This window comes from Bradyrhizobium sp. WBAH42 (assembly GCF_024585265.1).
Classification (GTDB): domain Bacteria; phylum Pseudomonadota; class Alphaproteobacteria; order Rhizobiales; family Xanthobacteraceae; genus Bradyrhizobium.
Window position 1 is genome coordinate 6,432,905 of sequence record NZ_CP036533.1, and the last position, 12,790, is coordinate 6,445,694.

General features: G+C 66.4%; 10 protein-coding genes. 2 read left to right on the plus strand and 8 right to left on the minus strand.

From position 1 onward, the window contains the following. Positions 1–44: 44 nt before the first annotated feature. The 3 genes from DCG74_RS30405 to DCG74_RS30415 all read right to left on the minus strand — a co-directional run bounded on the left by DCG74_RS30405 (position 45) and on the right by DCG74_RS30415 (position 3,640). Positions 45–1,049 carry a Gfo/Idh/MocA family protein gene (locus DCG74_RS30405; RefSeq protein ID WP_172785292.1) on the minus strand — a complete coding sequence of 335 codons (1,005 nt, stop codon included), beginning with the start codon at positions 1,047–1,049 and terminating at the stop codon, positions 45–47. A 181-nt stretch (positions 1,050–1,230) separates the two neighbouring features. After that, on the minus strand, positions 1,231–2,643 hold the full coding sequence (locus DCG74_RS30410; RefSeq protein WP_172785293.1) for a mannose-1-phosphate guanylyltransferase/mannose-6-phosphate isomerase: 1,413 nt from the start codon (positions 2,641–2,643) through the stop codon (positions 1,231–1,233). A gap of 7 nt (positions 2,644–2,650) precedes the next feature. Continuing rightward, entirely contained in the window at positions 2,651–3,640 is a 990-nt protein-coding gene (locus tag DCG74_RS30415) for an SDR family NAD(P)-dependent oxidoreductase (protein WP_172785294.1), read from the minus strand. A gap of 236 nt (positions 3,641–3,876) precedes the next feature. Between DCG74_RS30415 and DCG74_RS30420 the strand changes: the two genes are divergently transcribed. Both DCG74_RS30420 and DCG74_RS30425 read left to right on the plus strand, forming a co-directional pair. Continuing rightward, on the plus strand, positions 3,877–4,836 hold the full coding sequence (locus tag DCG74_RS30420; RefSeq protein ID WP_172785295.1) for a lysylphosphatidylglycerol synthase transmembrane domain-containing protein: 960 nt from the start codon (positions 3,877–3,879) through the stop codon (positions 4,834–4,836). Further along, positions 4,833–5,852: a glycosyltransferase family 4 protein gene (locus tag DCG74_RS30425; RefSeq protein WP_172785296.1), complete on the plus strand. Its 1,020-nt coding sequence runs from the start codon at positions 4,833–4,835 to the stop codon at positions 5,850–5,852. The genes DCG74_RS30420 and DCG74_RS30425 overlap by 4 nt, the downstream gene beginning before the upstream one ends. Here DCG74_RS30425 and DCG74_RS30430 read toward each other — a convergent pair. The 5 genes from DCG74_RS30430 to rfaE1 all read right to left on the minus strand — a co-directional run bounded on the left by DCG74_RS30430 (position 5,840) and on the right by rfaE1 (position 12,784). Continuing rightward, the gene (locus DCG74_RS30430; RefSeq protein WP_172785297.1) at positions 5,840–6,787 is read right to left on the minus strand and encodes an NAD-dependent epimerase/dehydratase family protein; all 948 of its coding nucleotides are present in this window, start codon (positions 6,785–6,787) and stop codon (positions 5,840–5,842) included. The two genes, DCG74_RS30425 and DCG74_RS30430, sit on opposite strands and share 13 nt — an antisense overlap. Next, positions 6,784–8,016, minus strand: a complete 1,233-nt coding sequence (locus tag DCG74_RS30435; RefSeq protein ID WP_172785298.1) for a glycosyltransferase family 4 protein — start codon at positions 8,014–8,016, stop codon at positions 6,784–6,786. The genes DCG74_RS30430 and DCG74_RS30435 overlap by 4 nt, the downstream gene beginning before the upstream one ends. Positions 8,017–8,018: 2 nt before the next feature. Then, the gene (locus DCG74_RS30440; RefSeq protein WP_172785299.1) at positions 8,019–9,932 is read right to left on the minus strand and encodes an SDR family NAD(P)-dependent oxidoreductase; all 1,914 of its coding nucleotides are present in this window, start codon (positions 9,930–9,932) and stop codon (positions 8,019–8,021) included. A gap of 84 nt (positions 9,933–10,016) precedes the next feature. Further along, positions 10,017–11,303, minus strand: a complete 1,287-nt coding sequence (locus DCG74_RS30445) for an O-antigen ligase (RefSeq protein WP_172785300.1) — start codon at positions 11,301–11,303, stop codon at positions 10,017–10,019. Further along, positions 11,300–12,784 (minus strand): D-glycero-beta-D-manno-heptose-7-phosphate kinase, encoded by a 1,485-nt coding sequence (rfaE1, locus tag DCG74_RS30450; protein ID WP_172785301.1) that lies wholly within the window; start codon positions 12,782–12,784, stop codon positions 11,300–11,302. The genes DCG74_RS30445 and rfaE1 overlap by 4 nt, the downstream gene beginning before the upstream one ends. Positions 12,785–12,790 lie beyond the last annotated feature (6 nt).

Consider the following 12,790-nt stretch of genomic DNA (forward strand, 5'->3'; position numbering starts at 1 on the left):
TTTTTGGCGCCTTGTGACGTTTGAGCGGTCGACATGGAAAGGAATCAGCCGGCGACGCGGCGCGGCGCCTTGCGCGCGGGTGACGTCGCCGCAGGACGCGAGGGCGTCTCCAGACACTGCGTGGCGATCTCGAGGCTGGCGACGCCCTCGTCGCCCGTCACCGCCGGCGTCTCGCCGTTGCGCACCGCCTTGAGGAACGCGATCAGCTCGGCGCGCAGCGGCTCGTCATGGCCGACCGGCAGATGCCGCATCGAGTAGCTGCCGTCGGGTTTGAAGCCGAAGCATTCGGTGACCTGGCGCGTCAGGAGATCACCCATCACGTATTTGCCGCGCGTCGCGACCGTGACGCTGCGCGCCTTGAACGGCGTCAGCCAGTTGGTGTTGATGTGGGCGAGCACGCCGCTCTCGGTGCGGAACTGCAGCAGCGCGATGTCCTCGCGCTCGGCGACCGCGCTCGACAATTGCGGCTGCACCTCGACGATGTCGGATTCGGTGAACCAGCGGATCAGATCGATGTCGTGCACGGCAAGGTCGATGACGACGCCGACATTGGACATGCGCGGCGGGAACGGGCCGACGCGGGTGATCGCGATGGAGAGAATGTCCTCGCCCGCGATCGCCTGCTTGACCGCAGCAACCGCCGGATTGAAGCGCTCGACATGGCCGACCATCAGCGTCACGCCGGCCTTCTGTGCGGCGGCGACGATCTCGCGGCCCTCTTCCACCGTGGATGCGATCGGCTTCTCGACGAGAACGTGGATGTTCTTGGCGATGCAGGCGAGCGCGATCTCGTGATGCAGATGGGTCGGCGCCGCGATGGTAACGGCATCGACGCCTTCGGCGAACAGCTGGTCGAGCGTCTCGAAGCTTTCGCAATTGGCGAGTTCGGTTGCCCGCGCGCGATGCGCCGGCGAGGGATCGACGACGCCCACGAGGCTGACGCCGGGCAGGCCGCTGAGCACGCGCGCATGGTTGCTGCCCATCACGCCGGCACCGATGACACCGACGCGCAAGCCGGCCGTTGCCGGTGCAGACCCTTTGGAACTCATGTGAGCAAACCCCGATTCAACGCAAATCCCCGGGCCGCTTCTAGCACGGGCGCCACATTTGTGGCGAATGCCGGCCTGACGGTCCGGACACGATTTGATTCAAAAAGTTACACGTTCCCCGGGCCTTAGGCCGAAAAAGATACCGCTTCTCGGCCCGGGTCGCGTGATTCGGAGTTGCTGGTTACGACCTTTGATAGTCGTCTTCAATCCGGATGATGTCGTCTTCCCCGAGATAAGAGCCGGTCTGGACCTCGATCAGCTCCAGCTGGATCTTGCCGGGATTCTCCATCCGATGGACGGCGCCCATCGGGATGTAGATCGACTCGTTCTCATGCACCGTCTTCACGGTCTCGTTGACGGTGACCTGGGCCGTGCCGCGGACCACGATCCAGTGCTCGGCACGATGGTGGTGCTTCTGCAGCGACAGCCGCCCGCCCGGCTTCACCACGATGCGCTTGACCTGGTGGCGCTCGCCATTGTCGACCGACTGATAGCTGCCCCAGGGCCGGTGCACCTTGAGGTGCTCCTCGGTGACCTTCGGCGCGACCGCCTTCAGCTTCGTCACCAGGCGCTTCAGCCCGTTGGCATCCTTCTGCCGCGAGACCAGCACCGCATCCGCGGTGGCGACCACGACGAGATCGTCGACGCCTTCGAGCGCGACCAGCGCGGAATCGGTGGTGACGTTGCAATTGCGGGAATCCTCGAACACGGCGGTGCCGTGCGCGGCATTGCCCAGCGCGTCCTTCTCGGACAATTCCCACACCGCGTGCCAGGAGCCGACGTCGGACCAGCCGCACGACACCGGCACGACGGCCGCGCGCGAGGTCTTCTCCATCACCGCATAGTCGATCGAGATCGCTTTCGCCGCGCCGAACGCCTCGGGCTCCAGCGTGACGAAGCCGAGATCGCGGCCGGCATTGTTGACCGCATTGGTGATCGCCTCGACGCTTGCCGCATCGACCCTGCGATATTCGTCGAGCAGCACGCTCGCCGGGAACATGAAGTTGCCGCTGTTCCAGAAATAGCCCGAATTGACGTAGTCGGAGGCCTTCACCGCATCCGGCTTCTCGACGAAGCGTGTAACCGCATGCACCTCGCCCGAGATCACCTCACCCGGATTGATGTAGCCGTATTCGGTCGCCGGCCGCTCCGGCTTGACGCCGAAGGTGACGATGCGCCCGGCATTTGCCGCGGTGAGGCCTTCGCGGCAGGCGGCGACGAAGGCGGCATTATTCTGCACAACGTGATCGGCGGCGAGCGCGAGCACGATCGCCTCATTGACGCGGTTCTGCGCGAACACAGCGCCGGCGGCGATCGCAGGCCCGGAATCGCGCCGCATCGGCTCGAGGATCACGTCCGCATCGATGCCGATCTCGGCGAGCTGCTCCAGCACCATGAAGCGATAGGACGCGTTGGTGATGACGATCGGCCGGTCGAACAGCGAGGGATCGGACACGCGCAGCAGCGTGTCCTGGAACGTCGAGCGCGTGCCGAACAGCGGCAGGAACTGCTTGGGCCGCACCTCGCGCGAAGCGGGCCACAGCCGCGTGCCGGCACCGCCGCACATGATCAGGGGGATTATGCGTTTGTCCATCGTGATCTCAAACCTTGAAATAGTCCCGATACCAGGTGACGAAATGATGAACCCCATGCTCGATCGGCGTTGACGGTGCAAAGCCGGTGTCGCGCATCAGATCCTCGACATCCGCGAACGTTTCCAGCACATCTCCCGGCTGCATCGGCAGCAATTCTTTGATCGCCGTCCGGCCCAGCTCCCGCTCCAGAAGACCGACGACGTGCATCAGTTCCTCCGGATGATGATTGCCGACATTGTAGAGCTTAAACGGCGCATTTGCGGCAGCCGGATCGTCCGCGGGCACGAGATCGATCAGCTTGGACACGACGCGCGTCACATCGTCGATATAGGTGAAATCGCGGCGCATTTTGCCATGGTTGAAGATCCGGATCGGCTTGCCGGCCATGATGGCGCCCGCGAACAGAAACATGGCCATGTCGGGGCGGCCCCATGGCCCGTAGATGGTGAAGAAGCGCAGCCCGGTGACCGGCAGGCGATAGAGATGGCTGTAGGACTGCGCCATCACCTCGTTCGCCTTCTTGGTCGCGGCGTAGAAGCTGACGGGATGGTCGGTGCGGTCTGCAACCGCAAATGGCAGTTTTGTGTTGGCGCCGTAAACGGAGGATGACGAGGCGTAGACCAGATGACGGCAGCCATTGTTGCGGCAGCCCTCCAGCACGTTGAGAAAGCCGACGAGATTGGAATCGGCGTATGTCTGCGGCTGCTCGATCGAGTAGCGCACGCCGGCCTGCGCGGCGAGATGCACGACTTTGGCAAAACGATGTTGCGCAAACAGCGCCGCCATGGTCTCGCGGTCGGCGAGATCGGCCTCGACGAACGAGAAACGGGGCTCGTCCCTGAGCAGAGCAAGGCGCGCTTTCTTCAGCGCCGGATCGTAATAGCTGTTGAGATTGTCGAGTCCGACGACGGCGCGGCCTTCGCCCAGCAGTTGCCGGGCGACGTGGAAGCCGATGAAGCCGGCGGCACCCGTGACCAAAATCGCCTGATCCGTCATCCTGTTCCCTGTGGATCCCTCGCCCGCACCTGTTTAGCCGTCACCTCGGCGGGGTCGCAATAGGCTCCCCGCTCCTTCGCGAGGTCTCGTCATGGCGTCCTTAACGACGCATCCTGAACGACGCGTCCTTACGACGGCTCTTGCAAGATCGGCGCCAAAACCATACCAAAGCGGCCGAATTCGGCGCCTCGCGTCGGGTTGCCTCAATCCTCGCAAACCCTGTTCATGCGGACGAGATGCGCCGAATCCTGTTGTCGACGGCCAAAATCCTGATCTCCGTGGCGCTGCTCTATCTGGCGCTGCGCAAGGTCGACCTGTCCGAGCTGTTTTCCCGCTTCACCGTGACCAGCCTGTTCTGGATCGGTATGGCGATCGCGGTCACGTTCCTGCAGATCTTCGTCGGCGTGCTGCGCTGGCGCGAGATCAGCGCCGTCTGCGGCGCGCCGCTCGAACTCAGCCGCGCCATGCGCTACAACGTGATCGGCTCGTTCTTCAACCAGACCCTGCCGTCGGCGATCGGCGGCGATGCGGTCCGGCTGTGGCTGGTCGCACGCGCCGGCGCCGGCTGGCGCGCGGCGACCTACTCGATCTTCGTCGACCGCGCCATCGGCCTCATCGCGCTCGCGATCGTGATCGTCGCGAGCCTGCCCTGGAGCTACACCCTCATCACCGATCCGCACGGGCGCTCGGCGCTGCTGCTCATCGACCTCCTGGCGCTGGCCGCCGGCGTCGGCTTCCTGATCTTCGGCGCGCTGAAATGGCGCTGGCTGAAGACCTGGTGGGCAACGCACCACATTCACGCCTGCGCCGTGATCGCCAATCGCGTGATCTTCAGCCGCACCCGCGGCCCCCTCATCGCGATCCTGTCGGTCCTCGTTCACGTGCTCGCCGTCGTCACCGCGTGGTGCGTCGTGCAGTCGATTGCGGCTCCGGTTCGTTTCAGCGACGTCTTTCTGCTCGTGCCGCCGGTGATGCTGATCACGATGATGCCGATCTCGATCGCCGGCTGGGGCGTGCGTGAAGCCACGATGAGCCTTGCGTTCGGCTTTGCGGGGCTTTCCGCCAACGAGGGCGTCAACGTCTCGCTGCTGTTCGGCGCCGTGTTCTTCATCGTCGGGGCAGTCGGCGGTCTGGTCTGGATCCTCAGCGCGGAGAAAGCCGCGCAAGGGTCGACCCCGATCGGAGTGCGGGAGTGAGCGCGGCTGCCGATGCGCTCGCCGGCGCGGCCCTGCTGCTTGCCGTTGCCGCCGCCGCGCTGATCTCGGCGCTCGTCACCTGGACCAGCCGGCCCCTGCTGCAGCGCTACGCGCTGGCGCGACCGAATGCGCGGTCCTCGCATCGCATCCCGACCCCGCAGGGCGCGGGCATCGCGGTGATCGCCGCGACGCTGATCGTCGCCTCGCTGTGGGGGGTCTCGGCCAATGTCGCGATCCCGCCGGCGCTGGTCGCTGCGACAATCGTGATCGCCCTGGTCGGCTTCGCCGACGACATCGTGTCGCTGCCCGTGCTGGTGCGGCTGGTGCTGCAGGCCGCCTGCGTCGGCGCGGTGGTGTTCACCGCGCCCGACACCGCGCGCATCGTGCCGACGCTGCCGCTTGCGCTGGAGCGCGGCCTCGTCGTGCTTGCCGGCGTCTGGTTCGTGAACCTCGTCAACTTCATGGACGGGCTCGACCTGATGACGGTGGCGGAGGTCGTGCCGGTCACCGCCGCGCTGCTGCTGCTGGGAATGCTCGGGTATCTCTCATGGCCGGCCGTGCTGGTCGCCACCGCGCTATGCGGCGCCATGCTCGGCTTTGCGCCCTTCAACCGTCCGGTCGCAAAAGTCTTCCTGGGCGATGTCGGCAGCCTGCCGATCGGCCTGCTGCTCGGCTGGTGCCTTTTGGAGCTCGCGTTTCGGGGAGAGCCGGCCGCGGCGCTGCTGCTGCCCGCCTACTATCTTGCAGATTCCACCATCACGCTGTTTCGGCGCATCATCCGGCGCGAGCCGTTCTGGTCGGCGCACCGCACTCACTTTTATCAGCGTGCAACCGACAACGGGTTCACGGTCAAGCGGGTCGTCGGCGAGGCATTCGCGCTCAATCTCGTGCTGGCCCTGCTCGCCGTCGCGACCGTTCGCACCGGCTCGACGGCGATCACGATCCTCGCCTTGCTTGCGGGCGCGGGTGCGGTCGCCCTCCTGCTCTGGCGCTTCTCCCGCCCTCAGGCGTCCTGAGCCGCCAGCGCCTGCCGCAGCCCCTCGTCGAGCGAGACCTGCGGCTGCCAGCCGGTCGCGAGCGCCTTGGAGACGTCGAGCTCGAGCGAGCCGATCAGGCTGTCATGCGTATCCTGCCGGCCCATCACGCTGAGCAGCGTCGCGAGCAGTCTCGGCGGCATGCCGAACAGAACGGGGTTCTTGCCGGACGCAATGGCCAGGCGCCTGATGAATTCGGGCGTCGAGACCTGTTCCCGGTCGGCCACCAGGAAGATCTCGAAATTGCTCGTGGGATCAGGATGGCTGAGCCGGCGCAGGATGAACGACGACAGGTTCTGCACGGCAAGGAAGGCGCGCTGGTTGCGGATCGCCGCAAAGGGCAGCGGCAGCCCCAGGCTCACCGCACGTGTCAGCAGCGCGAAATTGCCCTTGGCCCCGGCGCCATAGACCAGTGGCGGCCGGATCACCGTGATCTTCATGTCGCTGTCGCGCGCCAGCGTCCTCAGGCCCGCCTCGGCCGCGGCCTTGGACATGCCGTAGAGGCCGCGCGGCGTCAGCACGTCGCTTTCGCTGAACGGCGCGCGGCCTTCATTGCTGCGGCCGTGCACGAGAACGGTGCTGATGAAGACGAATTGGCGCACGCCGGCCGCCGCCGCGCAGCGCGCCAAATGCAGCGTGCCGGCGATGTTGACGTTGCGGTAGAGCTGGACCGCGTGCTCCTCGTGCTTGTGGTGCACGCGCGCGGCAAGATGGATGACGGCGTCGACGCCTTCGAGCGCCGCCCTCCAGTCGGTGTCGGGACCGATCGTCTCGATCACGACCTCGCCGTCGACGCCTGCCGGGGCGCGGACCGCACGGCGGACCGACCATCCCGCGCCCTCGAGCGCCGGCACGAGATGACGGCCGACGAAGCCGCTCGCTCCCGTCACTAGCACGACCGGTCTACGTTCGCTCATCGTTGCTCCGACAGGTCCGGGTTGCGCAACAATTCGTCGATCAGCGCGGCATAGGCGTTCATCGCGTTGGTCCTGTCGAACCGCGATGCTGCCTTCACCGCCCGCGCCGCGATGGCGCCGTCGTCGGAACGGAACGCGGCGCGGATCGCTTCGGCGAGCAGGTCGGCACGGCCCGGCGGCACCACCCAGCCGAGCCTGCTCTCCACCACCGTCAACGCGGCCTCGGCCTCCGGCTCGGACACCAGCACCACGGGACGGCCGACCGCCAGCAGATTGTAGAACCGGCTCGGCACCGACACGCCCGCAACGTTCTTCCGGTACGGAATGATCCAGAGATCGGCGGAGGCCAGGAACGCTTCGAGCTCGGAATCCTCGACGCGCCCGACAAAGGAGACATTGGCGAGGTTCGCCGCCGCCTGCAACTGCTTCAGCCGCTCGAAACCGATGCCCCAGCCGGACAGCAGGAAGTGAATGTCCGCCTCGTCCTTCAGAAGCCGCGCCGCTTCGAACACGATCTCGGGATCGTGGGTGAAACCGAGATTGCCCGACAGGCCGACGATGAAGCGCGCCGGAATTGCCTTGCGGAACGGATTGTCCGGCGTGACCGGCCGCGGCGCGGGCACGAGCGTGGCCCAGTTCGGGATGAAGCGGATCTTGTTCCGCCTCATCCCCGAATAGCTGAGCAGCGGCCGCTCGGCGTCGCGGCCGATGGTGATGACGGCGTTGAGGGCACGGAACATCAGGCCGTTGGCGGCGCGCATCGTCCGCGTCACGACGGAGCGGGGCTTCAACAGGCCGGCCATCACCAACACGTCGGGAAACAGGTCGTGCATGATCAGCGCCGAGCGCGCGCCCTTCACCCGTGCCGCCGCCGCCACCGCATAGGGCAGCATGAAAGGCGCGGTGACCGTGAGCACGACGTCCCCTCGCCTCAGCTCCCGCACCAACGCGAGGAACGTGCGCGCTGCGAACAACAGCTCGGAGGCGGCGCGCCGCACCAGTGCCGCCTTGCCCGCCATCCTGTTCCTGACCACGACGACGCGCGGCTTGCCCGGGCCGGTCTGCGCCGCCGGCGATGCGCCCGGCGAGCCCGAGAGCACGACGACCTCGTGCTCGGCGGCGAGACGGCAGGCGATCTCGGCCATGATCGCCGCCGTCGTGCTCGGGTCAGGCGGGTAGTGCTGGCTCGCGACGACGATCTTGCCAGCGATCTTGTCTTGCGGCTGCATGGTCAGGCCGCGGTCGACCCGAATTCGGGGACGGCGTCCTTGAGAATGGTCCTGATGGTGGCGCGATCGTCGCGCGCGATCGCCTGCTCCAGCGCCGCAATCCATTTGCGCAGCGTCTGCATCGGCGGTTCGTTCGGCTGCGCGGCCATGATTCCGGCGACGCCGATCTCGCGGGTCGGCTCCTCCGAAGCGAACAGGATCTCGTGCAGGCGTTCGCCCGGGCGCATGCCGGTGAACACGATCTCGATGTCGTAGCCGGGCTGCAGTCCCGACAGGCGGATCATGCGCTCTGCGAGATCGACGATCTTCACCGGCTGGCCCATGTTGAGCACGTAGACGGAGACGTCGCCACGCTGCGTTCCGAGCGCATGCGTGGCCGCGGTGATCACGAGATCGCAGGCCTCGCGGATGGTCATGAAGTAGCGCACCATCTCGGGATGCGTGACGGTCACCGGGCCGCCGGCCTCGATCTGGGCCTTGAACTTCGGCACCACCGAGCCGTTCGAGGCCAGCACGTTGCCGAACCGCACCGAGATCAGCCGCATCGGCGGCCTGCCCCCGCGCGCACCGGCGGCGAGGTCGTGATCCAGCGCCTGGCAGTACATCTCCGCGAAGCGCTTGGTCAGGCCGAGCATCGACACCGGCTCGATCGCCTTGTCGGTCGAGATCATCACCATCGCCTCGGCGCCGGCCGCCACCGCGGCATCGGCAACGTTGATCGAGCCGAAGATGTTGGTCTTGACGCCTTCGCTCCAGTCGCGCTCGAGGATCGGAACGTGCTTGAGCGCCGCGGCGTGGAATACGATGTCCGGCTTGAACTCCGCCATCAAGCGCATGATGCGCTCGCGATCGCGAATGTCGGCAATCCGGGCTTCGATCGCGGCCGCCGTCCCGCGGGCGGCGAGCGCTTCGGTGATCGCGTAGAGCGCCGGCTCCGAGTTCTCCACGATCAGGAGCCGCGCGGCGCCGAAGGCCACGACGCGCTCGCAGATCTCCGAGCCGATCGAGCCGCCGCCACCGGTGACGAGCACGGCCTTGCCCCTGATCAGGGCCTCGAGGCGTGCATAGTCGATCTTCTCGCTCGGCCGCAGCAGGAGGTCCTCGACCGCGACCGCCGTGAGCCGCGGCGTGTCGCCGCTCTCCAGCGAGGGCATCCGGTTGACGATGACGCCCAGCTTGCGCGCCCGCATCAGGATCGATTCCGGACGAGCTTCCGGCTCGAACGCCGACGGCGTCATGACGAGGCGCGCGATCGGCTTGTTGCGCTTGGCGAAATCGGCGATGACGTCCTCGACGTCGTCGATACCGCCCAGCACCGGCACGGTGCGGATGAACTGGCCGCGGTCGGAGCTCGACGGCGACAGCACGCCGACCGGCCAGATCCGCTTGATCGCCCCGCTCTCGATTCCGCGCAGCAGCACCTCGGCATCCGCGGCGCGGCCGATCAGCAGGGTCGGCGCAGCATCATCGGTCCTCGCATGGCGGCGCACGCGCGTATAGCGGAAGTAGCGGTAGGCCATGCGCAGCGCGCTGAGGAAGGATATCTCCAGGAACCAGTAGAGGACGATCGTCACCTTGCCGAGGAAAAAGGCGCCGCGGACATTGGGGGCGACGAAGATGTAGTCGAGCACGAGCAGGGCGACCGTCAGCACCGTCGCGACGCGGATGATGTTCAGCGCGTCAGGCAGCGAAATGAAGCGCCATTTCGTCGTGGTCAGGTTGAAGATGAAAAACACCACCACGCTGAAGGCGAGGAAGTAGGGCAGGATCTGGAACAGCAGCGGCAGGCGGTCGAAGAAGCCGTCGCCGCCCTCGAATCGAAGATAGAACGCGGCAAAAAGCGCCGCCGCGGTCGCGAGCAGGTCGTGGAGCGCGATCAGAAAATTGCGCAAGGTGAGATGCGAAAAACGCGTCATCCGCCGACCGATGAAGACCCAGTTAGATACAACCTGACCGCGCTGATAGCCCATCTGGACAAGACTTGCCAGCCGCGCGGCCGCTCACGGACCGCCTTCGCCCATCTTCGCCTCGGCCTGTTGTGCCCGGATCACCATGCCGCCGGCCACGCCGACGCCGATGACGTACATCCAGCCCTCGTGGAAGTCGAACAAATGCGAGTTGAACAGCGAGGTGAAGACGTTCTGCACCACGACCAGGAGCCCGATCCAGGTGGCAAGCCCGTCGCCCCGGAACAACAGGAGATGCAGGATCCAGATCGCGTAGAGGACTGCGACGCCGATCACGCCCCATTGCACGGCGACGTTCAGCGTCTGGTTGTGGGGGTTGCCGATCACTTCGGCGGACGCCTGGTACTGACCGGCGGGCGTCGCGACGCGCTCGAACAATCCGCGCGTGGAGCCGGTGCCGTGCCCTATGATCGGCGCCTCCGCGAAGAAGCCGAGCGACTTCCGCCAGAATTCGAGCCGCAGCCCGAGCGAGGTCGGCTCGCCTCTCTCGATGTAGCGGGTGTAGTCGTCGGAAAACCGCTCGGCGGTATGGCGCAAATACGGCGAGGCCTGCCAGGCGAGAATTGCGGCGACCAGCAAGGCGACAGAAATGAGCGCGATACTGCGCCATTTGAGATGAAGCAGTGCAAACACCCCGAACATGATCGGAACGGTGACGAGCGCGGTGCGTGACACCACCACAAACGTCATATTGATGAAGAAGCTTAGCGCCAGCGCCGTCAGCAGCCCGGCGAGCCAATAGCGCTTCTCGCGCAACAGCATCACGATCGGATAGGCAAGCGCGACGGCGCAGAGCGCGAATTCCTGGCTCTGGTCGATGTAGTTCTTGACGAAAATACCGCGCTCCAAGGGGTCGGTCTTGAGCGTGAGGTTCGGATAGAAGGCGACCAGCCAGGACATCACCGACAACAGCGCACAGGATACCAGGAAGGCGACGAACACCCACTTGCCCCGCGGCGAACGCTCGAAATGGTAGAGCAGGACCGGCAGCACGAGCAGCTTGACGGTCGGACTGACCGCGTGGAGGCGGACGCCCCAGGCTGCGTCCGACCACAGCGTCCCCAGCAGCGCGAGAGCGAAGAGTGCGATCGGCGCGATGCAGATCGGGCGCTTCAGCGATTGCAGGAACGCGAGAACGTCGAGAAACGGCACCATGCAGAGCAGCATCAGCGCGTTGAAGATGCCGGCAAGCGACGTCGACCAGGGCAGCGAGGCCGCGGTCAGGATCGCAAACAGATCGACGGTCTCGCGCCAGGCAGCGGGGCTGCGAAGACGACGATGCAACATTTCGCTGGTCGATTCCCGTGCGAGCGCCGTCAATTGCTCCCTCCCCGGGCGCGATGCACCAGCGCCGTCGTGCTGAAGCCTTGGAGGATGTCGACCAGCACGACCACCCCGCCCGCGGCCTCGACCACCTCGTGGCCGACGACCTGCTCGCGGGTGTAGTCACCGCCCTTCACCAGCACGCCGGGCTTGATCCTGGTGATGAGGTCGATCGGCGTGTCTTCCGCGAAGATGACGACGAGATCGACGGCCTCAAGCGCTGCGAGCACCTCGGCACGCGCGCGCTCGTCCTGGACCGGACGATCGGCCCCCTTCAGCCGCCGCACCGAGGCGTCGCTGTTGAGTCCGACGATCAGGCGGTCGCAGGCGGCGCGCGCGGCGGTCAGCACCTTGACGTGACCGGGATGGAGGATGTCGAAACAGCCATTGGTGAAGCCGACGCGAAGGCCCTGCCTTTTCCATTCGGCGAGCTGCGCGTCGAGCGCGGCCGGATCGAGCACGATCTTCTCCTCGGCCGCGAGCGTCGCATGCGGCAGGATCTTGCGTCGCAGCTCGGCCGCGCTGACGCTGGCGGTGCCCTGCTTGCCGACGGCGACGGCGGCGGCGGCATTGGCCATGCGCAGCGCCGTGTCCCAGTCCGCGCCGGCCGCGAGCGAGACCGCAAGCGCTGCGGCGACGGTGTCGCCGGCGCCGGAGACGTCGCGCACCTTCACCGGGACGGCCGGCACGTGAACCGCCCCGCCATTCCGCGGCACCAGCGTCATGCCGCGCTCGCCCTGCGTCACCAGGATCGCCTCGCAATCGGCGAGCCGCATCACGTCCTCGCTGGCCTCGACGATGGTCTGCACCGTTTCGGCGCGGCTGCGGGTCGCTTCCGAAAATTCCTTGCGGTTCGGCGTGAGCAGCGTGGCGCCGCGATAGATCGCCCAGTTCAGGCTCTTGGGATCGACGATCACGGGCTTGCCGAGCTTGCGGGCGGCATCGATGGTGTGGCGGATCACGCGCGCCGTCAGCACGCCCTTGGCGTAGTCGGACAGCAGCACGATGTCGGCGCGCGCGATCTGCGGCAGGATCGCGTCGATCAATTTGGTTTCGACGTCGTCGGACGCAGCCAGCGCCTGCTCCCAATCCGCGCGCAGCATGTGCGTGGAAAAATGCTCGGAGACGAAACGGACTTTTCGCGTGGTCGGCCGCGAGGCGTCGCGCACCAGCACGCTTTCGATGCCGGCTTGATCATCGAGCGCGGCCGCGAGCCGCGCACCGGCATCGTCCTCGCCGATGAGGCCGACGAAGATGCAGCGCGCGCCGAGCGAAGCGACGTTGCGCGCGACGTTGCCGGCGCCGCCGACGTGGATCTCGCTGCGCTGGGCGGCGATGACGGGCGCCGGCGCCTCCGGCGAGATCCGCGACACCTCGCCGTAGACGAACTCGTCCAGCATGATGTCGCCGATGCACAGCACCGTGCGGCCTGAGATGGCTTGCGCGAGGGCATCGAAATCGAGAATGGGCGTCGGCATGGTCTA